Below are 21,401 nucleotides of genomic sequence, written 5' to 3' on the forward strand. Positions count from 1 at the left end.
GGACGTCCATTCCGGATCTCCTCCCCGGACACACGGTGGCCGTCTACTACTGCGCACCCCGTTCCCGGCACCGGCCCGCGGCCCTCGGTTTCGCGCCCGCCTGACGCACCACGCAGCCGTCAGCGCAGCGCACCGTCGAGGGCGGCGAGCTGCGCCTGCCACCACTCGGCGAATCGCAGGGAGAACACCTGCAGCGGGAATCCGTGCCGCACTTGGTTCTCCGGCGGAATCCGGTCCCAGCCGTAGTGCTCGACGGTCACCCGGGTCTGGGCCGGGTCGGTGCGCGTCTCGGCGAACGAGACGTGCAGCTCGGTGTCCTGCCCCTCGGTGAAACCCTCTTGCCGCCAGCCGATCACGAATCCGTGGGGCGGGTCCCAGCGGCGCACGTGTCCGACCACGAACTCGGCGCCGTCCTCGTACCTTTCCACGAGCCGCCCGCTGGGGCCGGTCTCGAACACCATCGTCCCGGTCCGCGCGCGGGTGAACCGGAACAGCCCGTCGCGCACCCACCACCGCCCGATCTGCTCGGTGAAGGCGGCGAACGCCCGCTCGGGTGTGGCGGCGACACGGGTCGCCACCATGACCCGGGACGCATCGGGTGCGGTCATTGGTCCTCCTCGATGAAGCGCGCGAAGGCGGAGAGCTGTTGCGCCCAGCCCTGTTCCGCGGCGTCGAGCCACGCGCGCAGTTCCTTCATGGGGGCCGAGCGCAGGGTGTAGATCCGCACCCGGGCATCGTGCTCGGGGTGTTCCTCTGTGACCAGCCCCGAGGTCCGCAGCACCCTCAAGTGCTTGCTCAGCGTGGGAGCGCTGGTGCCCGTCTCCTCCGCGAGTTCGCCGGGCCTGCGGGGCCGGTCGGAGAGCAGCTCGACGACGCGGCGGCGGACCGGATCGGACAGCGCCGCGAGCGTGGCGTCGATCTGCTGCGCGGGTTGCGTCACGGCCAGTTCTTCGCCTGGATGGGCACGCCGATCGCGGCCTCGGCCTCGGCCTTGCTCACATCGCGGACGTGCTGGGCGAAGGTCCACATGTGCCCGTCGAGGTCGGCGGCCCGGTAGGTGCGGTCACCGTAGAACTCGTCCTGCGGCTCCTGGACGATCTCGGCACCGGCGGCGCGGGCGCGCTCGCAATGCTCGTCCAGCCCGTCTGCCAGCTGGATGTGCAGGAACTGCGTGTTCACGCCGCCGGTGTTGGCGGGGCTGCGCGCCAGCTCCGTCCATTCGGAGCCGATCATGACACGACCTCCGCCGCAGTCCATCTCGTAGTGCCCCATGGTCGGCTGATCCGGCGGCGGATCGATCGCCATGGTGGTCTCGAACCCGAAGGCCTTCTCCAGCCACGCCAGCGCGGCCTTGGCGTCGCGGTAGATGATCGCTGCCGTCAATGTATTGCTATCCATACTTCGCAATTGTTTCCTTAATCGGAAATCATGTCAAGAGGTCAGCACCGCGGGCGGTACGGTCGGTAGCGAAGGAAAGGACTATGCCGGAGGGAACGATGCGCGCGAGGACGTGTTTCGTCGCCGCCGCGGTGTTCGGCGGGCTCCACGCGGCGTCCAGCATCTACTGGGGGCTCGGCGGTGACGCGCTACTCGACACCGTGGGGGCGACGGCCGATCAGTTCGAGGGCCGCCGCTGGATGCTCGCCGTGATCGGCGGCGGCAAGGCGGTGGCCGCTATCGCGCCGCTCGCACTGTTCCTGCGCGGGGACGCCGGCCGTGCATTGCGCGGCGCGATGTGGGCCGGCGCGGCCGTGCTCACGTTCTGGGGTGCGGCGAACACCGTCACCTCCGCGCTTCTCGCCGCAGGCGTGCTCCCCCGGCCCGAATCCTATGACCGCACGGCGACTCTCGGCCACGCACTGCTGTGGGATCCGCTGTTCCTGGCGTGGGGACTCGCGCTCGCCACCGGGCTGTGGGCGTCTCGGCACCGGGAGTCGCCGTGATGCGCCGCACGCTGTCGCCCGTCCTCTGCACGGTCACCGCGGTCGCGTTCGTCGCGGGCGTCGGATGGGGCCTGTGGGAGTTCCTCACCGTCGCACCCGGCACACCGATCAAGGCCCACGTCCCCGGCACCGACGCCTGGGGAGTGCACGTCGTGCTCACGGCGGCCGCAGCCGCGTGGGTCGCCCTGGGTGCGCGGGCGAAGCGGACCGGAACCATGCCGTGGCTGGTCCCACCGAATCCCGTCGGTCGGCGGTTCGCAGCGCAGTGGTCCGCGCTCGCGCCGCTCACGCCGAGCACGTTCCTGCGCGGCATCGCCGCAGCCCTCCTCGGATTCGTTCTCCTCTACAGCGTCTGGCGCGGTGGAGCACAGATCACCGGCGCACTGGACCCGCGGTGGACGGTGAACGCGTGGGGCGGCCCCGGGTACCTCGGGGCCCTGTACTGCCACTACCTGGACCTCGCGCTGCAGATCGGCGTCGCGATGCTCCTCCTCCGCTGGATCCTCCCGACTCCCCGGCGATGACGCTCAGACCGGGCCGGTCACCGGTGCCGGCCTCGCCCGGCCGGCGACCGCGGCGAGGACCGCGGAGACCACCAACACGCCGCCGGCGGTGAGGAAGGCCGCGTCGTAGCCGTCGCCGAGCATCGGGGCCACCACCAGCGGACCCAGGATCTGACCGATGCCGTACGCGGCCGTGAGCACGGCGGCGGAGCGCGGGATCCCGATGTCGGCGCCCGCCTCCATGGACAGCATGACCGCGCCGATGAACGTCCCGCCGAACAGCACCGCAGACACCGCCGCCGCGGCCGCACCGTGCACCAGGGCCGGCAGCACTGCGGAGACCACCTGCAGCAGGAGGGCGATCACCAGCAGCGCCTCCGCGGACCGGTAGCGACGCAATCGGGCCCAGATCATCGGCGATGCGGCGGCGGCCAGGCCGACGATCACCCACGCCGCGGGGCCCTCCCAGGACCGCCCGCCGGTGGCGACGGCCGCGACGAGGAAGGTCCCGAGCACGATGTACCCGAGTCCCTCGAGGAAGTAGCTCAGCCCGAGCGACCACCCCGCGACCCCCGCGCGGGGCGCACCGTCGGACGTGGCGGGCGCACGCGAGGCGCCCGGCGGGACACCCCACGCGAACCAGCCGAACGCCGCGGTGAGCAGCGCCGAGAGCCACCAGAGCGAGCGCCAGTCGACGACCTCCCCCAGGCCCACGACGAGGACGCCCGAAACGGCGATCCCCACCCCGACGCCCGCGAAAGCGATTCCCGCCGAGGCGGTCCCGGCCACCGCGCCGGCGCAGTAGACGAACACGACGGCGCTCGCGACGCCCGCGATCAGCCGCACCGCCGACCACCACGGGACGTTCACCGCCAGCACCATGGCCACCTCGCTCGCCACCAGGGCGACGAGCGAGGCCCGCAGCATCAGCGGGCTGCGCGCGAACCGGGGCCAGATCGCGAGCGCGACCGCGCCCAGGAAGTAGCCGAGGTAGTTGAAGGTGGCGACGACGGCCGTGGACTGCGGCGAGGCGCCGGTCTGCGCCTCCATGAGGGGCAGGATCGGCGTGTAGACGAAACGTCCGAGACCCATCGCCGCCGCGAGTCCTGCGAGAGCACCGAAACCGATCCGCCGCGCATTCACTACGCCATTCTAACGAGCGGTCGATCCCTGCCTCGCGGGCAGGAGCAGTGCTGTCGCGAAAGCGGCGGCCACGAGCCCGGCGCTCGCCAGGAGCGCGCCTCGGTAGCCGGGGAGGACGGCGGCACCGTCGTTCAGCGCGGCGGAGACGGTGACCAGGATAGCGAGCCCCAGAGCGCCGCCCACCTGGCGGAACGTGTTGAGCACGCCCGAGACCATGCCCGTTTCCGAGGGCGCCACGGCGGCGGTCGCGACGTTCGGAAGTGGCAGGAAGACCATGCCGATGCCCACCGAGGTCACCAATGACGGGATCAGCACCGCGGTGAAGAAGTCGCCATCGGCCGGGAGCGGGGCGAACAGCAGGAATCCGACGGTGGCGACCGCCGCGCCGATCGCCACCACCCTGCGGGCGCCGACCTTCGGCACGAGGCGCGTCGCGACCTGCACTGCCACCACGATGCCGAAGGAGAAGGGCAGGAACATCAGCCCGGTCTTGGTGGCCGAATATCCCAACCCCATCTGCAGATACAGCGAGACGAAGTAGAAGGCACCGAACTGGCCGGCGACCACGAACGCGAACACGAGGCACGGCACCAGCACTTCGCGCCGGCGCAGCACACCGAAGTCGACCAGCGGCACCGTCGTTCGCCGTTCGACCGCCACGAAGGCCGCCAGCAGCACCGCGGCCACGACGAACCACCCGATCGTGCGGGCACTGCCCCAGCCGTTGTCGGTCGCTGCGACGATGCCGTACGCGAGCACCGTCAGCCCCGCGGTGGCGAGCACCCCGCCCGCCCAGTCGGTGCGGCGGTCCGCTCCCAGTACGGGGCCGGGAGCAGCGCAGGTGAGTGCCAGGCCGAGCGCGGAGACCACCGCGCCGCAGGCGATGACGGTGCGCCAGCCGAAGGCGTCCGTGAGGACGCCCGAGAGCACCACACCCACGGCACCGCCCACGGAGGCTCCGATCGCGATGGCGGCGAACCCCTTCGCGCGGTGCGCGGGATCGCGGAAGGTGAGGGCCACCGACGTGATCGCGGCGGGAGCGATCGCCGCGGCGCCGATTCCCTGCAGGACACGCACCACGATGACCTGCCAGGGCTCCTGACACAGGTACGCCCCCAGGGACGCGACGGTGAACAGGGCGAAACCGAAGCGGAGCAGCGCGCGCGGGCCGTACCGATCGGAGAGCCGGCCCGCTAAGAGGAGCAGCCCGCCGAAGACGATCGCGTAGGCGTTGACGACCCAGGACAGGCCCTGCGGAGTGAAGTGGACGTCGTCGCGGATCGCCCGCAGCGCGACGTTGGTGACGGAGGCGTCGAAGGCGACGAGGAACTGGGACAGACCGGCGAGGAGGAGTGCGGAGCGCACGGCAACTTTTTGTGTATCGAGTAACATAATTTCGAAGGGTAGCCTTAGTTGCGAGCGACCACAAGATCCCTCCGACAGAATGGGGGGATGCGTCAGATCACGCCGCGCCGCGGCCGCCCGCCCAGCATCACGCGGGAACGGATCGTCGAGCGGGCTCTGGTCCGGCTCGACGAGGTCGGCGTCGACGGGCTCACCATGAAGGATCTCGCCGGCGACGTGGGCGTGACCACGATGGCCCTGTACCGGCACGTGGACGACAAGGAGAACCTGCTCGCACTGGCGCTCGACGCGATCGCGGAGCCCTTCGCGGCGGTCGTCTTCCCCGACGACCCGTACGCGTGCATCCGGGTGGCGATGACCATGCTCTACGAGACGCTCACAGCGCACCCGTGGGTGCCGGAGGCACTCATCCGGCCGCAGCGGATCGGCCGCGGCGCACTCCTGCTCACCGACGCCGTGATGGGCGCGGCGCACGAGCTGACCGGCGACCGTGCGGCCGCGCTCGCGGCCTACCGCGCACTGTGGAGCCTCACGCTCGGCAGCGTCCTGTCCCACCTACGGCAGCGCGCGGAGGGCACTCCGCTCACGCACGAGCGGATGGACGAATTGGTCGGAACGATGCCCGGGGAAGCGGTCCCGAACCTGCGCGCGAGCGCGGACCTCGACGCGCGGCCGGCGACGGTGGACGACTTCGCCGTGAGCCTCGCGGCGCTGATGAGGGGCCTGTTCGCGCCCGAGGCGGGTGACCGCTAGAAGGCCTGGTTCTCAGGCTTGTTGGCGAGCACGTGCACGTAGTAGTCGCGCAGGCGCAGCTTGGACGCGGCGGCTTCGTCGATCACGACGGTCACGTGCGGGTGGAACTGCAGAACGGATGCCGGGTTCACCGCGGCCACGGGCCCCTCGACGGTGGCGGCGATCGCCTCGGCCTTGCCCTCGCCCGTCGCGAGGAGAAGCAGGTGCTCCGCCTCCGAGATGGTGCCGAGCCCCTGCGTGAGCACGTGGATCGGCACCTCGTCGATCGAGGAGAAGAAGCGCGCGTTGTCCTCGCGGGTCTGCGTGGTGAGCGTCTTGATCCGGGTGCGCGACGCGAGCGAGGAGACGGGCTCGTTGAAGCCGATGTGCCCGTCGGTGCCGATGCCCAGGAGCTGCACGTCCACGCCGCCGGCGGCCTTGATCGCGTCCTCGTAGCGCCTCGCCTCGGCCGCGATGTCGGCCGCCGTGCCGTCGGGCCCCTCGACCTTGGCGTCGGGGATGTCGATGTGCGAGGTGAACTCCTTGCGGATCACCTCGCGGTAGCTCTCGGGGTGCCCCGTGGGCAGCCCGACGTACTCGTCGAGGTTGAACGAGACGCAGTCGGCGAAGCTGAGCCCCTCCTCGGTGTGGCGGCGGATCAGCTCCTGATAGGTGGCCAGGGGCGTGGACCCCGTGGCCAGGCCCAGCACGGCCGGGCCACGGCGCACGTGGTCGGCCACGATGTCGGCGGCGGTGGAGGCGACGTCGGCGGGCGTAGGGCGGATCACGATTTCCATGGGCCCATCGTAGAGCCCCTCGGGCCGCTATACCCGCAGTTCGCGATAACTGGTCATAACCAGATTCTCAGCGCGCGCGGCGCACCAGGGTGACGATGATCAGCACGATCCCGACGGCGAGGAAGACCAGGCCGAACGCGATCGACCCCAGGATGCCGCCCACCAGCAGCCCCGCGTCGGGCATCTCGGCGACGCGGACCCGATCCTCGGCGGAGACCGCGTCCGCACAGGTCACCACGATGCGGCCGTCACCGGAGTCGAACGTCCGGGTCGCCGTCCATTCGTTCACCGTGACGCTGCTGTTCTCCATCCATTCGACCGGCACCTGCGCTCCGCTCGAATCGGTCACTGAACACGGGATCGGCCCCGTCCGATCCACGGTGAAGAGGCCGATGCGCGAGTTCGACGGGACCGTGAGTTCATGCGGGGCCCGGTCCGCAGGCACGTACTGGGCCTCCGCACCGAATTGGGGGACCACGATGGTGAGCAGAACCACGATCGGCACCACGATGGCGACGACCACCGCTGCGACACCGAACCACACCCCTCTCAACCCCGGGCGCGGTTTCGGAGCGAGATACCCTGGCGGCGGTACGGGAACCCCTTGCGCCCCGAGGAATACGGGACCTCCAGGCTGGGTCGTGCCGTGCGCGCCGGGGCCGCCTCCGGGCTCCTGCGGTGGCATCCCTTGCATCGAATGTCCCATATCTGCACGATAATGCATTTCCACCGACGTGACGCTCGACGCAATCGGTTGCTGAGGTTGTATTCTACAACTACGGTTTGGACCCATGACAGACAACCTCCGCAGGAACCGCCCCGCGGACGGCCTCCTCATCGCCGTCCTGTGTCTCGGCGGCCTCCTCGCCGCACTCATGCAATCGCTGGTGGTGCCGATCGTCGGGCAGCTCCCCGACCTCCTGAACACCAGCACCGACAACGCCTCCTGGGTGGTCACCTCCACCCTGCTCGCCTCCTCGGTCGCGATGCCCATCGCCGGCCGGCTCGGCGACATGTACGGCAAGCGCCTCGTGCTGCTCACCAGCCTGCTCAGCCTCATCGGCGGCTCACTGATCTGCGCGCTCTCGCACACGCTGCTGCTCACCGTGGTGGGCCGCTCGTTCCAGGGCTTCGCGATGGGCCTCGTCCCCGTGGGTATCTCGCTCATGCGCGACGAACTGCACGCACGCAAGATCCCCGGCGCCGTCGCGCTCATGTCCGCCATGCTCGGCGTGGGCGGCGCGATCGGAATCCCGTTCGGCGCCTACATCTCCGAGCACTTCGACTACCACACGCTGTTCTGGTTCTCGCTCGCCCTCGGCGTCGTCACCCTCGGCCTCGTGTACGTCGTGGTCCCCGAATCCCCCAACCTGCACCCCGGCGAGTTCGACGTGGTCGGCACGCTCGGCCTCTCGGTGGGCCTGGTCAGCGTCCTGCTCTCGATCACCAAGGGGCAGTCGTGGGGTTGGGGCTCCGCAGCCACCATCGGCTGTGCCGCCGGCGGCGTCCTCGTCCTCATCGCCTGGGGATTCTGGGAGATCCGCACCCGGGAACCGCTGGTGGACCTGCGCATCTCGTCGCGCCGGCCGATCCTGCTGACCAACATCGCGTCGATCATGGTGGGCTTCGCCATGTTCTCGCTCATGCTGACCATGCCGCAGATGCTGCAGATCCCCGAGGTCACCGGGTTCGGGCTGGGCCGGACGATGCTCGACGCCGGCCTGTGGATGGTGCCCGGCGGCCTGGTGATGATGGCGCTCTCCCCCATCTCGGCGCTACTGACCAAGCGGATCGGGGCGCGCCTGACCCTGGCGATCGGCGCCGCGATGTCGGCGGCCGGCTACTTCGCGCTGCTCGGCCTCACCGATGCCACGTGGAAGATGTCGATCGGCTCGATTATCGTGTTCGGCGGTGTGGGCGTGGCCTATTCGGCGATGCCCGCGCTCATCATGGCGAACGTCCCGGATACCGAGTCCGCCGCGGCCAACGGCCTGAACTCACTCATGCGGTCCGTGGGCACGGCGATCGCCTCGGCCGTGATGGCCACGATCCTCACCCGCTACACGCTCACCCTGCTGGCGGGCACCCCGCACGAGACGGTGCTGCCGTCGGAGGACGCGTTCACCACCGGATTCGTCATCGCAGGCGTGGTCGCCGCCGTCGCCGCCGTTGTGGCGCTGATGATCCCGCGCACCCGAGCGGTGCCCGAGCGGGAGCAGGAGCCTACTTCTCCGGCAGATCGGGAAAATCGGGAAGCAGGTGCTCGAACGGCTTGAGGTTCCACAGCGGTTCGCCGCGGGAGAGGCGCCAGTCGTACTCGCGACGGATCGCTGTGGAGAACCCCAGTTCGAGCAGGGTGTTGAAGTCGCCGTCCGCGGCCTCGAGGACCTGCCCCAGCACGCGGTCCAGCTCGTCCTCGGTGAACTCGCTGAACCTGCCCGTGAGGTAGATGTCCCCCGTGCGATCGATCGTGTACGCCACGCCGTACAGACGACGGTTGCGCCGCAACAGGTATCGATAGACACCCTCGAAGTTCTCGTCGGGGTGGCGGCACACGAAGGCCTCCACCCGCGCGCCGTGCGCGCCCAGCGTGAGCATCGTGGTGGTCTTGAGCTTCTTCTCGCCCGGGAGCTCGATGATGAAGTGCGCGAGATCCTTCCCGGTCTCCTCCTTGCGAGTGAAGTCCAGTTCGCGCTCCGTGAGCGCAGCCTCCACCTGCTCCGGGGTCATATCGCTCATACCCGTACTCCCGCACGCCGCCGGCGACGGCGCACCGTGCGACCGGCGGTCTCCCGCGCCTCGATCGCCTTCGCGTAGCTCTCCAGCAGACCGTCGGCCGTGCGGGCCCACGAGAACCGCGCCGCGTGGGCGGCGGCCCCGTCGGAGAGCCGCTGCCGCAGCGCGGAATCGGCGGTGAGCCCGTCGAGGACCGCAGTCCAGTCCTGCGGATCGTGGCCCGCCACGAGGCGGCCGGAGGCACCGTCGGACACGGCCACCGGCAGCCCGCCCACCTTGGCGGCCACCACGGGCGTGCCACACGCCTGCGCCTCCACGGCGACGAGGCCGAACGATTCGGAATAGCTCGGCACCACAACGAGATCGGAGGCGCGGTACACCTCCGCGAGACCGGCCGGCGGGCGCGGCGGCCCGAACGTGACCGCGTGCTCGATGCCCAGATCGCGGGCGAGGGCGATGAGGGCGTCGGGGCGCTCGAGACCGGTGCCCGACGGTCCGCCGATCACGAGGAGCCGGATCCGGCGCTCGGGATGATCGCGAATCAGCGGGGCGGCCGCGCGGAGCAGGAGATCGGGCGCCTTGTGCGGCTGGATCCGGCCCACGAAGGTGAGGACCTGCTCGTCGGGGGCGATACCCAGCTCGGCGCGCGCGCGAGCACCGTCGCCCGGCAAGTACGTCGCGAGGTCCGCGCCCGGGTAGACCACGTCGATCCGGCTCTCCGGGACACCGTGCAGCGCGGACAGTTGGCTCGCCTCGACCTCGGTGTTGACGATGAGCCGGTCCGCCTCGTCGGAGACCTGCTGTTCGCCGATGATCCGGGCCTGCGGCTCGGCCGTGTCACCCAGCGCGAGCGCATCGTTCTTCACGGCGGCCAGCGTGTGCGCGGTGTGCACCAGCGGGACTCCCCACCGTTCGCGCGCCAGCCAGCCCACCTGGCCGGACAACCAGTAGTGCGAGTGGATGAGATCGAAGTAGCCGGGCTCCTCGCGGGCCTCGGCGCGCTGCACACCCGCCGCGAACGCGCAGAGCTGCGCCGGAAGATCAGTCTTGTCCAGGCCTTCGAACGGCCCGGCGACCACGTTGCGCACCCGGATGCCGGGCGCCGCCTCCACCACGGGCGCGTCGGCGGAGCTGGTGGCGCGGGTGAAGATCTCCACCTCGATGCCGCGCGCCGCCAGCTCGAGCGACGTCTGCCAGATGTAGACGTTCATCCCGCCGGCGTCGCCGGTCCCCGGCTGCGCGAGCGGCGAGGTGTGCACCGACAGCACCGCGACCCGACGCGGAGTGAGGCTCACCCCGGGCATTCCAGTAGGCACGCCGTCCAGCTTAACCCCGGTACGTCAACGCGCCAGTTCGAGCAGTTCACCGGCGCTGCGGGCGGGGTCCACGACGAACGGCGCGTGCCCGCCCTCGTCCCACCAGGACAGCTTCGCGTCGGAGAGGATCCGGGCGTGGTGCTCCGCGGTCGACGGTGCCACCACCTCGTCGTCCCTCCCGTGCTGGACCAGGACGGGGAACGTCCAGGCCGCCAGGTCCGCATCGTGGTCGACGGTGCGCCGGAACAGCCCGCCGCGCACAGCCGGAGGTGTGGACAGCGCGATGCCGAACTGCTGCTGGGCGACGGGGCCGAGCGCGTCCTGGTCGAATCCGTGGGGCAGCATCCGCAGCTTGGCCAGCGCCGTGATGGCCTTGCCGGGGTGCGCCGACAGCGCGGCGGGCAGCGCCGCGTTCATCGACGAGCCGGTGACGCCGCCGGGGAACTGCCCCTCCTTCGTTCCGCCGATCGAGGTGATGGCGCCGATCAGGCCCACGGCCTTGACCCCGCCCGTGCCGTGGGTCGCGAGGTGATCGGCGATGATCAGGCCGCCGTAGGACCAGCCGACGAGGACGACCTCGTCGAGGCCGAGGAGGTCGCGGACCGCCTTCACGTCGTCGGCGAAGCGGGGCGTGCCGAAGGGGTCGTCCGAGGCGGGCACCGAACTGCGGCCGTGGCCGCGGTTGTCCACCGCCACCACGCGGTGGCCCGCCGACGTCAGCGCGTCGATCAACGGTGCGCCCCAGGAGTCCGAGCTGGCGGACCAGCCGTGGATGAGCAGGTACGCGGGCTTCGCCGCGTCGGTGCCCTCCGCGTAATCGGCGTAGAAGATCTCCGTGCCGTCGCTCGAGACGGCCAATCCCACAGAACGAGTCACGGATCCGACAGTAGCGTCCGGCGCCGCGCGCGATGCGGACGAGGGCACGCGTTCAATCCACACCCGGCCGGACGCGCCCACCACGAACCCCAAGGAATTAATCGGACCGAGGTCCGGTTGATGGTAGTGTCAGCTTCACCAGCCACCCGAGGAGGACGACATGCCCGCCGTCACCGCAGACACCTTGACCCTGCCCCGCATCACCGAGGCCGGGCCGGGCGAGACCGACCGGCCCGTCCGCAAGATCACCACCGGCCCCCGCGGTCACGAGGGCGAGGGCTTCCCCGTGGTGCGGGCCTTCGCCGGCGTCCACCCGCGCGATCTCGACCCGTTCGTCCACATGGACCAGATGGGCGAGGTCGAGTACGAGCCCGGCGAGCCCAAGGGCACCAACTGGCACCCGCACCGCGGCTTCGAGACCGTGACCTACATGATCGACGGCCTGTTCCAGCACCAGGACAGCCACGGCGGCGGCGGCCTGATCCAGGACGGCGCCACCCAGTGGATGACCGCCGGTTCCGGCATCCTGCACATCGAGACCCCGCCCGCGGAGCTCGTCGAGTCCGGCGGCACCTTCCACGGCATCCAGCTGTGGGTGAACCTGCCCGCCGACGAGAAGTTCAGTACCCCGGCGTACCAGAACCTCGAGGGCGGCCAGACCGCGCTCGTGTCCTCCGCCGACGGCGGCGCGCTGGTGCGCATCGTCGCGGGCGACGTGGACGGTCACCAGGGGCCCGGTTCCACCCGCACGCCGATCAACTTCGTGCACACCACGATCGCCCCGGGCGCCGAGGTGTCGCTGCCCTGGAACCGCGACTTCAACGCGCTCGTCTACGTGCTCAGCGGCCGCGGATCGGTGGGCCCCGTCGGCCATCCGATCCACCAGGGCCAGCTGGCGCAGCTCGGCCCCGGCGACCGGATCACGGTGCGTGCGGACGAGTCCCAGGACTCGAACCGCCCGGCCATGGAGGTGCTGATCCTCGGCGGCCGGCCCATCCGCGAGCCCGTCGTGCAGTACGGCCCGTTCGTCATGAACACCAAGGCCGAGCTGGTGCAGGCGCTGGAGGACTACAACGCCGGCAAGTTCGGCGTCATCCCGCCCGACGCCCTGATGCCCCACGTGCCGCAGAACCGGCGCTGACCCCGTCTGAAACCGGCGGTTTCCGGAGACAGGATGCGAATACCGCGTCACGCCTCGGGAAACCGCCGGTTTCGGCTATCGCTCCACGGCCGCCGGCAGGACCGCGAGTCCGAAACCGACGGCGGGGAGGACGGCCACCACCCCATACTGCTCTGAGAACCACGGGACCGCCGGAGTGAGGAGCACATCATGCAGGAGTTCCGCGCGGCAGTGGAGGCCGGGGACCACGAGGCAATGGAGCGCGCCCTGGCCGACGACGTGGTGCTCCACGGACCGGTGGCGATCACCCCGTACGAGGGCAGGGCGACGGTGGCAGCGATCCTGCGGGCCGCGCGGCGCGTGATGGGCCCCGAGTTCCGCTACGTCCGCGAGATCACGGACCCCGGCGGGCGCGATCACGCGCTGATCTTCACCGCCACCCTCGCCGGCAAACGGATCAACGGCTGCGACCTTCTGCACCTCGACGAGGCAGGCAAGATCGACGAGTTCACCGTGATGGTGCGCCCGCTCTCCGGGGTGCAGGCGCTCAACGAGGCCATGGGCTCCCAGTTCGGGCGCATCGTCGGGGAGGCGAACGCCGCGAACCCGCCCGGCGACGCCTAGCCGCCCAGCCGCGCCTCCAGCACGGGGAGCGCGAGGTCGGCCCACGCGATGTTCTCCCGCTCGAAGCCCAGCCCGCGCAGCAGCGTGAGATAGGGCCCGCCCAGGTGCGGATCGGCGAGCAAGCCCTCCCGGGTGCGCCCCTCGAGCCAGGCCGCCTCGATCCGCTCGTAGTGGGCCAGCTTCGCGACGGCGGCGGCGCGGCGGGCGCGCACCGCCGCGACCACGGCTGCGGCGTCGCCCACCGCGGAGGACTGGACTACGACCATCATGTCGTCGCGGATCGCGGTGGGCCGCGGCGCCTCCCGGGAGAATTCCGCCAGCTCGGCCCGGCCCCCCTCGGTCATCCGGAACACCCGCTTGTTCGGGCGCTTCTCCTGTTCGACGGTCCGCGCGGCGATCGCCCCGTCGGCCTCCAGCCGGTCCAGCTCCCGGTACAGCTGCTGCGGCGTGGCAACCCAGAAGTTGGCCCGCGCACCGTCGAATTGCTTGGCCAGGTCGTACCCCGACGCCTCCTCCACCACGAGGAGGGTCGCGAGGATCGCGTGCCGCAGTGCCATACCTCCCATCATATTCAAAAAGTTGCCTATTCAGACCCTGGACAAACGCCCGCGCCGCCGCCCATACTGAACGCACACCTATTCAACAAATTGATTAAGGAGCCCCGATGCGCGCGTTCCGCGAGGCCGTGGAGACCCGAGACGAGGCGGCCTTCGACCGCCTGCTGGCCGACGACGTGACGTTCACCAGCCCCGTCGCCTTCAAGCCGTACGAGGGACGGCACATCACCGCCGCGATCCTGCGCGGCGTGATCCGCGTGATGGGTGACGACTTCCGCTACATCCGGGAGATCAACGACGGCGACGATCACGCCCTGGTCTTCGAGAGCACTGTCGACGGCAAGAAGCTCACCGGCTGCGACTTCATCCACGTCGACGCCGAGGGGAAGATCGACGACTTCATGGTGATGGTGCGCCCGCTCTCGGCCGCGCAGGCCCTCTCCGCCGCGATGGGAGCCGAGTTCGGCCGGATCGGCGAGGAGGCCGCCGCGGCCGCGCAGGCCGAGTCCGGGGCCTGACGGTGCGCGCCGCCCGCCTCCCCCGGCTGCTCGCGCAGGCCGCGCACGTCGCCCGGCACACCCCGCGCCTCCCGGAGGCCGGCGGCTGCTCGGGAACCGCCGGCGACGGTGCGCCCACCACCCGGATCGTCGCGCTCGGCGACAGCGTGGCGGCCGGGGTCGGCGTGGAGCACCACCGGGACACGATCACCGGACGCCTGGCCGCGGCGCTCGCCGGTGACGGGGCGGCGACGTGGGAGGTCCGCGCGCGATCGGGCGCCACGGCCGGCCACGTCCCGGCCCAGGCCGCCGGGCTCGGTGACCCGGACGTGGTGCTCATCTCGCTCGGCGTCAACGACGTGAAGAACCTGCACCGTGCGGCCCGCTGGGAGCGCGAGCTGGCGGCGGCGCTCGACGGGGTGCTCGCCGCTGCACCCCGCGCCCGGGTGCTGCTATTGGGACTGCCTCCACTCACGACGTTCCCCGCGCTGCCGCCAGAGCTGGGCGCGGCCCTGGACGCCCGCGCCCGCGGATTCGACGACGCCGCACGACAGCTCGCGGGCGACCGGCCCCGCGTGACCCACGTGCCGTGCGCCTTTCCCGATGAGGCGGGGATGTTCGCGGCCGACGGCTTCCACCCGTCCGCGGCGGCACACGCCGCGTTCGCCGACCTGTGCGCGGCCGCCGTGCAGGACGGGGCCGATTCGACACGCCGGGGGCACCGAAGCTAATCTAATGACAACGATTTCCATTGTTGTCTTGAGGAGCTCCCGTGCGCATCCGCAACCGTCTCGCGCAGACCGTCGGCGCCGCCGTCGTCGCGACCCTTGCACTCACCGCGTGCGGGTCCGGCTCGTCGGACACGTCCGACGGTAAGCCGTCCATCGTCGCGTCGACCGACGTGTACGGCGCCGTGGCGCGGGCGGTCGCCGGCGGCGACGCCGAGGTCACCGAGCTGTTCGCCAACCCCACGGGCGATCCGCACGAGTTCGAGCCCTCCGCGCAGGACACGCTCAAGGTCAAGCGCGCCTCCATCCTCGTGTTCAACGGCGGCCACTACGACGCCTACATGGAGAAGGCCGCCGAGGGCACCTCCGCCGCCAAGGTGGACGCCGTCTCCCTGCAGGAGGAGGGCGCCGCCGCGGGGCACGACCACGAGCACGAGCACGCCAACGAGCACGCCTTCTACGACCTCCCCACCATGCAGAAGGTGGCCGGCGCTGTCGCGAAGACGCTGTCCGAGAAGGACTCCGGCAAGCGCGAGGCGTACGAGAAGCGCGCCGCGGACTTCTCCTCGAAGCTCGACGAGGTGATCGGCCGGGCCCGCGCCATCGGCCACACCAACCCGGGCGCACGCGTCGCCGCGACCGAGCCGGTGGCCGGGTACCTGCTCTCCCTGTCCGGCCTCATCGACGCGGCCCCGCCCCGGTACACCGCCGCGATCGAATCCGGCACCGACCCCGCTCCCGCCGACATCGCCGCCGCCACCTCCCTGGTGACCGGCAAGCAGGTGCGCGCCGTGGTGCTCAACTCGCAGACCGAGAACCCGGTCACGACCGCGCTCGCGAAGACCGCCGAGGGCGCCGGCGTGCCCGTGGTCAGGGTCACCGAATCGCTGCCCGAGGGCACCACCGACTACGTCGCCTGGCAGGCCGACAACGTCCAACGCCTCTCCGAGGCGCTCAAGCCGCGCCCGTGACGCCGGTCATCAGCCTGCGCGGCGCCGCACTCCGCTTCCAGGACCGAACCCTCTGGGACGGGCTCGATCTCGATATCGAGCCCGGCGAGTTCATCGCCGTGCTCGGTCCCAACGGGGCGGGCAAGACCTCCCTCCTGCGCGTCCTCCTGGGCCAGACGGACCTGTCCGACGGCACCGTCGACGTCACCGGCCGGATCGGCTACATCCCGCAGCAGCGGTCGCTCGACGCGGCCGTCCCGCTGCGCGGCCGAGACCTTGTGGGCCTCGGATACGACGGGGCGGCCTGGGGCATCGGCCTGCGGAACCGCAAGGCCCGACGGTCCGCCGTCGACACCGCCCTCGCGCAGGTGGACGCGGCGCCGTTCGCCGAGGCCCCGATCGGCTCCCTTTCCGGCGGCGAGCAGCAGCGGCTGCGCGTGGCGCAAGCGCTCGCCTCGGATCCGTCGATCCTGCTCTGCGACGAGCCCCTGCTCTCCCTCGACCCGGGGCACCAGCAGCTCGCCGTCTCGCTCATCGAGCGCCGGCGCCGCGAGTTCGACACCGCCGTGCTCTTCGTGACCCACGAGATCAATCCCGTTCTGCCGTACTGTGACCGGGTGCTGTACCTGGTGGACGGGCGCTTCGAGGTGGGCCCCACGGCCGAGGTGATGACCTCCGAGCGGCTCAGCCGCCTCTACCGCGCCCCCGTCGACGTGCTGCACGTGCGCGACCGCCTGGTCGTGGTGGGAGGCGACGAGTAGATGGACCACCTCGACCACCTCTTCGACTTCCGGCTCACCTGGGACCTGTTGCAGCAGCCCTTCGTCCAGCAGGCGCTGCTCGCCGCGGCCCTGCTGGCCGTCCTCGCCGGGGTCATGGGGCCGCTCATCGTGTCCCGGCAGATGGCGTTCAGCGTGCACGGCACGTCCGAGCTCTCGCTGACCGGCGCCGCCCTTGCCCTGCTGCTGGGCTACAACGTGGGTGCGGGCGCTCTGTTCGGTTCCCTCGTCGCGGGCCTGCTGTTCGGACTGCTGGGCGTGTACGCCCGCGAACGGGACTCCGTGATCGGCGTGATCATGGCTTTCGGGCTCGGCCTGTCGGTGCTGTTCCTCGCGCTCTACCCCGGGCGGCAGGGCACCGCGTTCGCTCTGCTCACCGGCCAGGTGGTGGCCGTGGGGCTGGACGGCGTCACGCTGATGGCGATCACCACCGTGGTGGTGCTGGCGATCCTGGCGTTCATCTACCGGCCGCTGCTGTTCCTCTCCACCGACCCGGATGTGGCGGCGGCACACGGCGTTCCCGTCAAGGCGTTGTCCGTGGTGTTCGCGATGCTCGTGGGCGCGGCGGCCGCGCAGGGCGTGCAGATCGTGGGCGCGCTGCTCGTGATGAGCCTGCTCATCACGCCGGCGGCGGCCGCCGCCCGGGTGACCAGCTCGCCCGGTAAGACCACGGCCCTGTCACTCGTGTTCGCGCTCGTGGCCGCCGTGGGCGGGATCGTGCTCTCGCTCGCACCCGCGCTCCCGGTCTCGGTGTTCGTCACGAGCATCTCGTTCGTGATCTACGCGGTGTGCCGCCTGCTCGGCCAGCGCGGCCGCCGGGGCAGCGCCCCGGCACCGTCGGACGAGGCGCACGACCACCGCCACGCGCACTGACGGCGGGCGGGCCCGGGCTACTCGAAGCGACGGGCCGTGGTGGTCACCACGTCCACGCAGAATCCGACTAGCTGCGCGCGCGTGACCTCCAACCGGTCCGAGAGGAACTCGGTGAACAGCGCCGTCAGGGAGCCCACGACGCTCACCGCGACCATCTGCCGGGTCTCGTCGCCCACCCCCGGCGGCAGCGTGCCCGCGACCACGGAGAAGAACTCGGGCATCCGCCCCAATCCCCGCTCCGCCAGGGCGGTCTCGCGCAGCGGCGCGATCAGCAGCACCCGGCCCACGTCGGGCCGGTCCACGACCAGTTCGACGAATCGCGCGACCGCGGCCCGCGGCAGCTCCGCCGGATCGGTGGTGCCCCGCACCGCCTCGATCAGCGCGTCCCGCGCCCGGACGCTCACGTCGTCGTACACGGCGCGCACGAATTCGTCACGACTGCCGAAGGCCTCGTAGAAGTACCGCTCGGTGATGCCCGTCGAACGGCACACGGCGCGCACGCTGACGGCCGCCGGCTCGGAGGCGCCCAGCAGGCCGACGCCCACGTCGAGCATCGCGCGCCGGCGCTGCTGCTGCCGGCGCTCGAGCGGTTCCGCCTGCTCCTGTGGCACTACGCCCCGGCGCGCCGCTGCCGCGCGAACTCCGCGAGCACCACGCCGGCCGCGACCGAAGCGTTGAGCGACTCCACGGCGGACGCGATGGGGATGGAGAGGATCGAATCGCAGTTCTCCCGGACGAGCCGCGAGAGGCCCTTGCCCTCGGAGCCGACCACGACGACCACGCCGGTGTCGGCGCGGTAGTCGTCCAGCGTCACATCGCCACCGGCGTCGAGCCCCACGATCTGCAGTCCGGCCGCCGCGTAATCGGCGAGGGCGCGGTTGAGGTTCGGCGCCTGCGCGACGGGCAGCCGCGCGGCCGCGCCCGCGGAGGTGCGCCAGGCGACCGCGGTGATGGCCGCGGACCGTCGGGACGGGATGACCACGCCGTGCCCGCCGAACGCGGCCGTGGAACGGATGACCGCACCCAGGTTGCGGGGATCGGTGATGTTGTCCAGCGCCACGATGAGCGGCGCCTCGCCGCGGTCCTTGGCGCGGGCCGGCAGCTCGTCCGGATGCGCGTAGGTGTACGGGGGCACCTGCAGGGCGACGCCCTGGTGCAATCCGTTGTCGCTCATCCGGTCCAGCTCGGCGCGCTGCACCTCGAGGATCGCGATGCCCTTGTCGGCGGCGATCTTCACGGATTCGGTGAGCCGCTCGTCGTTCTGGGAGCCGAGCGCCACGTACAGGGCCGTGGCGGGGACGCCGGCCCGGAGGCATTCGACCACCGGGTTGCGGCCGAGCACGTACTCGGGCCCGTCCTCGGCGGCGCGGCCGGCCACCTTCTGCGGGCGGCGCGGCTGGTTCGACGCGGTCTTCGCCGCGGCCCGGGCCTTCTTGTGCGCGGGGTGGTACGGGCGGTCCTTCGCGGCGGGGGTCGCACCGCGCCCCTCCAGGCCCCGGCGGCGCACGCCACCGGACCCCTGGACCTGTCCCTTCTTGGTGCCCGCCTTGCGGACCGCGCCGCGGCGCTGCGAATTGCCTGCCATCAGTGGTCTCCTGCGCTCTTGCGGCCGACGGTCCAGCTGGACCCGTCGGCACCGTCGGTCACCTCGATACCCGCGGCGTGCAGCCGATCCCGCGCCGCATCCGCCTCCGCCCAGTTCTTCTCGGCCCGGGCCGCCGCGCGGCGCTCCAGCTCCGCCTCGACGAGCACACCGAGCGCTGCCATCGCCGCCCCGTCACCGTCGTTCTCCGTGATCCAGTGCGGGTCCAGCGGATCCACGCCGAGGATCGACGTCATGGCCCGGACCGACGCCGCGCGGGTACGCGCACCGTCGAGGTCCCCGGACTCCAGGGCCGCGTTTCCCGCCCGCACCGCGGCGTGCACCTCCGCCATCGCGGCCGGCACGCCCAGATCGTCGTCGAGGGCCGCGGCGAAGCCGGGCGTCCACTCCCCCACCGGGACGTCGCCCGCACGCTCGACGGTCCGCTGCACGAACGACTCGATCCGTCCGTACGCGGTGGCCGCCTCGGACAGCGCGCCCGCCGAGAACTCCTGCATCGACCGGTAGTGCGCGGAGCCCAGGTAGTACCGCAGCTCCACCGCGCGGACCTGTTGCAGCAGAACAGGAATCGAGACCACATTGCCCAGCGACTTGCTCATCTTCTCGCCGGACATGGTGACCCAGCCGTTGTGCAACCAGTACCGGGCGAACGGATCGCCCGCGCCGTGCGCCTGGGCGATCTCGTTCTCGTGGTGCGGGAACACCAGGTCCATGCCGCCGCAATGGATGTCGAACTCGGCGCCCAGGTAGCTGGTGGCCATCGCGGAGCACTCCAGGTGCCACCCCGGCCGGCCCGGCCCCCACGGCGAGGGCCACGACGGCTCGCCCGGCTTCGCGCCCTTCCACAGGGTGAAGTCGGCGGCGTCGCGCTTGCCGGTGGCGGCGGACTCGCCCTGCTGCATGTCGTCCACCTTCTGGTGGCTCAGCACGCCGTAATCGGGCTGCGAGCGCACGCTGAAGTACACGTCACCCTCGGCCGCGTAGGCGTGGCCCGCGTCGATCAGCCGCTGCATGTACTCGACCATCTGCGTGATGAAGCCGGTTGCGCGCGGCTCCACCGACGGCGGCAGCACGCCCAACGCGTCGTAGGCGCGGGTGAACTCGCGCTCGTGCGTGGCGGCCCACTCCCACCACGGGCGGCCCGCCTCGGCGGACTTGCGGAGGATCTTGTCGTCGATGTCGGTGACGTTCCGCACGAAGGCCACGTCGAATCCCTTGGCGATCAGCCAGCGCCGCAGCACGTCGAACGCGACGCCGCTGCGGATGTGTCCGATGTGGGGGACGCCCTGCACCGTCGCGCCACACAGGTAGATCCCGGCCTTGCCCTCGACGAGGGGCACGAAGTCACGGACTTCGCGGGTCAGGGAGTCGTATAAGCGCAGCGTCACGGTGGTTCATCCTACTTGGCCGGGTCCGCCGCGAACCCGCTCCCGCCCGGCGCGGGCCCGGCGCCCGTACAGTTCACCCCCGTGACGATCGAACCGGGGGCTCAGGGTGATCGCGGCCGCACGCCGATGACCGGCGCGACGACCGGACTGATCGCCGGGTTCGGCGCGTACGGGTTGTGGGGCCTGTTCCCGCTCTACTTCGACGCGCTCACGCCGACCGGCGCCTGGGAGATCCTGGCGAACCGGATCCTCTGGACCCTGGTGCTCTGCGGGGCGATCCTGCTCGTGCGCAAGGATTTCGCCTGGATCGTGCCGCTACGACACCAGCCCAAACTGGTCGCAGGCGTCACCGTGGCCGCGCTCCTCATCGCGACGAACTGGATCGTCTACGTGCTCGCCGTGACCAGCGGCCACACCTCCGATGCGGCGCTCGGCTACTTCCTCAACCCGCTCGTCACGGTGGGCCTGGGCGTGCTGGTGCTCGGTGAGCGGCTGCGACCGCTGCAGTGGGCCGCCGTGGGCGTGGGCGTGCTCGCCGCCGGGTACCTCACCCTGGCCGGCGGCCGCTTCCCTCTCACCGCACTGGTGCTGGCCTGCTCGTTCGCGCTCTACGGGCTGGTGAAGAAGAAGGTGGGCGATCACCTCGACGCCCTGCACGGCCTCACGCTGGAGACCGCCGTGCTGTCCCCGATCGCCGGCCTGGTGCTGGTGATCGTCGCGGTGTGGGGCGGCGGGCTCGACTTCGGGCGGCACGGCGCGGGGCACGCGGCGCTCCTGGTGTTCGCGGGGGTCGCCACCGCGGTGCCGCTGCTGCTGTTCGCCGTGGCGGCGCAGCGGATCCCGCGGTCACCATCGGCCTGATCCAGTTCGT

At 71.3% G+C, this 21,401-nt stretch carries 26 protein-coding genes; 12 read left to right on the top strand and 14 right to left on the bottom strand.

Translation table 11 applies throughout. The features are described from left to right. Window positions 1–119: 119 nt before the first annotated feature. From BN39_RS03585 to BN39_RS03595, 3 genes are read right to left on the bottom strand one after another with little or no spacing between them, the layout of a single operon-like run. The gene (locus tag BN39_RS03585) at window positions 120–608 is read right to left on the bottom strand and encodes an SRPBCC domain-containing protein (protein WP_019200987.1); all 489 of its coding nucleotides are present in this window, start codon (window positions 606–608) and stop codon (window positions 120–122) included. Next, window positions 605–940 (bottom strand): helix-turn-helix transcriptional regulator, encoded by a 336-nt coding sequence (locus BN39_RS03590; RefSeq protein ID WP_019200988.1) that lies wholly within the window; start codon window positions 938–940, stop codon window positions 605–607. The genes BN39_RS03585 and BN39_RS03590 overlap by 4 nt, the downstream gene beginning before the upstream one ends. Continuing rightward, window positions 937–1,398: a VOC family protein gene (locus tag BN39_RS03595; RefSeq protein ID WP_040765804.1), complete on the bottom strand. Its 462-nt coding sequence runs from the start codon at window positions 1,396–1,398 to the stop codon at window positions 937–939. Before BN39_RS03595 ends, BN39_RS03590 begins: the two co-directional genes overlap by 4 nt. An 83-nt stretch (window positions 1,399–1,481) precedes the next feature. On the opposite strand from BN39_RS03595, the gene BN39_RS03600 reads away from it, so the two are divergent. Continuing rightward, the gene (locus tag BN39_RS03600; protein ID WP_019200990.1) at window positions 1,482–1,943 is read left to right on the top strand and encodes a DUF3995 domain-containing protein; all 462 of its coding nucleotides are present in this window, start codon (window positions 1,482–1,484) and stop codon (window positions 1,941–1,943) included. After that, on the top strand, window positions 1,943–2,467 hold the full coding sequence (locus tag BN39_RS03605; protein WP_148281404.1) for a hypothetical protein: 525 nt from the start codon (window positions 1,943–1,945) through the stop codon (window positions 2,465–2,467). Before BN39_RS03600 ends, BN39_RS03605 begins: the two co-directional genes overlap by 1 nt. Window positions 2,468–2,470: 3 nt before the next feature. Here the strand turns inward: BN39_RS03605 and BN39_RS03610 are convergent, their stop codons facing one another. After that, complete coding sequence (locus tag BN39_RS03610) at window positions 2,471–3,589, bottom strand: YbfB/YjiJ family MFS transporter (RefSeq protein ID WP_019200992.1); 1,119 nt, start codon at window positions 3,587–3,589, stop codon at window positions 2,471–2,473. Window positions 3,590–3,598: 9 nt separating this feature from the next. Further along, a complete protein-coding gene (locus tag BN39_RS03615) occupies window positions 3,599–4,954 on the bottom strand; it encodes an MFS transporter (RefSeq protein ID WP_019200993.1) in 1,356 nt (451 codons plus the stop codon). Window positions 4,955–5,041: 87 nt separating this feature from the next. On the opposite strand from BN39_RS03615, the gene BN39_RS03620 reads away from it, so the two are divergent. Further along, window positions 5,042–5,707, top strand: a complete 666-nt coding sequence (locus BN39_RS03620) for a TetR/AcrR family transcriptional regulator (RefSeq protein WP_019200994.1) — start codon at window positions 5,042–5,044, stop codon at window positions 5,705–5,707. Here BN39_RS03620 and nagB read toward each other — a convergent pair. Next, window positions 5,704–6,483 (bottom strand): glucosamine-6-phosphate deaminase, encoded by a 780-nt coding sequence (gene nagB, locus BN39_RS03625; protein ID WP_019200995.1) that lies wholly within the window; start codon window positions 6,481–6,483, stop codon window positions 5,704–5,706. The genes BN39_RS03620 and nagB overlap by 4 nt on opposite strands. 67 nt (window positions 6,484–6,550) lie before the next feature. Next, entirely contained in the window at window positions 6,551–7,027 is a 477-nt protein-coding gene (locus BN39_RS03630; RefSeq protein WP_019200996.1) for a hypothetical protein, read from the bottom strand. A 247-nt stretch (window positions 7,028–7,274) separates the two neighbouring features. On the opposite strand from BN39_RS03630, the gene BN39_RS03635 reads away from it, so the two are divergent. After that, complete coding sequence (locus tag BN39_RS03635; RefSeq protein WP_019200997.1) at window positions 7,275–8,759, top strand: MFS transporter; 1,485 nt, start codon at window positions 7,275–7,277, stop codon at window positions 8,757–8,759. On the opposite strand, the gene BN39_RS03640 is transcribed toward BN39_RS03635, so the two are convergent. Genes BN39_RS03640 through BN39_RS03650 form a run of 3 tightly spaced genes read right to left on the bottom strand, consistent with a single transcriptional unit; the run spans window position 8,707 to window position 11,411 of the window. Beyond that, the gene (locus BN39_RS03640) at window positions 8,707–9,222 is read right to left on the bottom strand and encodes a YbjN domain-containing protein (RefSeq protein WP_040765808.1); all 516 of its coding nucleotides are present in this window, start codon (window positions 9,220–9,222) and stop codon (window positions 8,707–8,709) included. The genes BN39_RS03635 and BN39_RS03640 overlap by 53 nt on opposite strands. Next, on the bottom strand, window positions 9,219–10,523 hold the full coding sequence (gene mshA, locus BN39_RS03645) for a D-inositol-3-phosphate glycosyltransferase (RefSeq protein ID WP_019200999.1): 1,305 nt from the start codon (window positions 10,521–10,523) through the stop codon (window positions 9,219–9,221). Before mshA ends, BN39_RS03640 begins: the two co-directional genes overlap by 4 nt. Window positions 10,524–10,559: 36 nt before the next feature. Next, complete coding sequence (locus BN39_RS03650) at window positions 10,560–11,411, bottom strand: alpha/beta fold hydrolase (RefSeq protein ID WP_040765810.1); 852 nt, start codon at window positions 11,409–11,411, stop codon at window positions 10,560–10,562. Between the two features lie 160 nt (window positions 11,412–11,571). Between BN39_RS03650 and BN39_RS03655 the strand changes: the two genes are divergently transcribed. Together BN39_RS03655 and BN39_RS03660 are read left to right on the top strand one after the other, a co-directional pair. Continuing rightward, the gene (locus tag BN39_RS03655; RefSeq protein WP_019201001.1) at window positions 11,572–12,552 is read left to right on the top strand and encodes a pirin family protein; all 981 of its coding nucleotides are present in this window, start codon (window positions 11,572–11,574) and stop codon (window positions 12,550–12,552) included. 189 nt (window positions 12,553–12,741) lie between these two features. After that, entirely contained in the window at window positions 12,742–13,155 is a 414-nt protein-coding gene (locus tag BN39_RS03660) for a nuclear transport factor 2 family protein (RefSeq protein ID WP_019201003.1), read from the top strand. Here BN39_RS03660 and BN39_RS03665 read toward each other — a convergent pair. Next, the gene (locus BN39_RS03665) at window positions 13,152–13,712 is read right to left on the bottom strand and encodes a PadR family transcriptional regulator (protein WP_019201004.1); all 561 of its coding nucleotides are present in this window, start codon (window positions 13,710–13,712) and stop codon (window positions 13,152–13,154) included. The genes BN39_RS03660 and BN39_RS03665 overlap by 4 nt on opposite strands. A 107-nt stretch (window positions 13,713–13,819) precedes the next feature. On the opposite strand from BN39_RS03665, the gene BN39_RS03670 reads away from it, so the two are divergent. The 5 genes from BN39_RS03670 to BN39_RS03690 are packed head-to-tail and all read left to right on the top strand — an operon-like array spanning window position 13,820 to window position 17,539. After that, a complete protein-coding gene (locus tag BN39_RS03670; protein ID WP_019201005.1) occupies window positions 13,820–14,230 on the top strand; it encodes a nuclear transport factor 2 family protein in 411 nt (136 codons plus the stop codon). Window positions 14,231–14,232: 2 nt separating this feature from the next. Continuing rightward, on the top strand, window positions 14,233–14,940 hold the full coding sequence (locus tag BN39_RS03675; RefSeq protein ID WP_019201006.1) for an SGNH/GDSL hydrolase family protein: 708 nt from the start codon (window positions 14,233–14,235) through the stop codon (window positions 14,938–14,940). A 41-nt stretch (window positions 14,941–14,981) separates the two neighbouring features. Further along, window positions 14,982–15,908 carry a metal ABC transporter solute-binding protein, Zn/Mn family gene (locus BN39_RS03680; protein ID WP_019201007.1) on the top strand — a complete coding sequence of 309 codons (927 nt, stop codon included), beginning with the start codon at window positions 14,982–14,984 and terminating at the stop codon, window positions 15,906–15,908. Next, window positions 15,905–16,648 (top strand): metal ABC transporter ATP-binding protein, encoded by a 744-nt coding sequence (locus BN39_RS03685; protein ID WP_019201008.1) that lies wholly within the window; start codon window positions 15,905–15,907, stop codon window positions 16,646–16,648. The genes BN39_RS03680 and BN39_RS03685 overlap by 4 nt, the downstream gene beginning before the upstream one ends. Next, window positions 16,649–17,539 (top strand): metal ABC transporter permease, encoded by an 891-nt coding sequence (locus tag BN39_RS03690; protein ID WP_019201009.1) that lies wholly within the window; start codon window positions 16,649–16,651, stop codon window positions 17,537–17,539. Between the two features lie 17 nt (window positions 17,540–17,556). Here the strand turns inward: BN39_RS03690 and BN39_RS03695 are convergent, their stop codons facing one another. The 3 genes from BN39_RS03695 to cysS are packed head-to-tail and all read right to left on the bottom strand — an operon-like array spanning window position 17,557 to window position 20,530. After that, the gene (locus BN39_RS03695; RefSeq protein ID WP_019201010.1) at window positions 17,557–18,150 is read right to left on the bottom strand and encodes a TetR/AcrR family transcriptional regulator; all 594 of its coding nucleotides are present in this window, start codon (window positions 18,148–18,150) and stop codon (window positions 17,557–17,559) included. Next, the gene (gene rlmB, locus BN39_RS03700; RefSeq protein WP_019201011.1) at window positions 18,150–19,124 is read right to left on the bottom strand and encodes a 23S rRNA (guanosine(2251)-2'-O)-methyltransferase RlmB; all 975 of its coding nucleotides are present in this window, start codon (window positions 19,122–19,124) and stop codon (window positions 18,150–18,152) included. Before rlmB ends, BN39_RS03695 begins: the two co-directional genes overlap by 1 nt. After that, window positions 19,124–20,530, bottom strand: a complete 1,407-nt coding sequence (gene cysS, locus BN39_RS03705) for a cysteine--tRNA ligase (protein ID WP_019201012.1) — start codon at window positions 20,528–20,530, stop codon at window positions 19,124–19,126. The genes rlmB and cysS overlap by 1 nt, the downstream gene beginning before the upstream one ends. Before the next feature lie 81 nt (window positions 20,531–20,611). Between cysS and rarD the strand changes: the two genes are divergently transcribed. Next, the gene (rarD, locus tag BN39_RS03710; RefSeq protein WP_237741618.1) at window positions 20,612–21,391 is read left to right on the top strand and encodes an EamA family transporter RarD; all 780 of its coding nucleotides are present in this window, start codon (window positions 20,612–20,614) and stop codon (window positions 21,389–21,391) included. Window positions 21,392–21,401 lie beyond the last annotated feature (10 nt).

The sequence above is a fragment of the Tsukamurella sp. 1534 genome (genome assembly GCF_000312385.1).
Taxonomy (GTDB): Bacteria; Actinomycetota; Actinomycetes; order Mycobacteriales; family Mycobacteriaceae; genus Tsukamurella.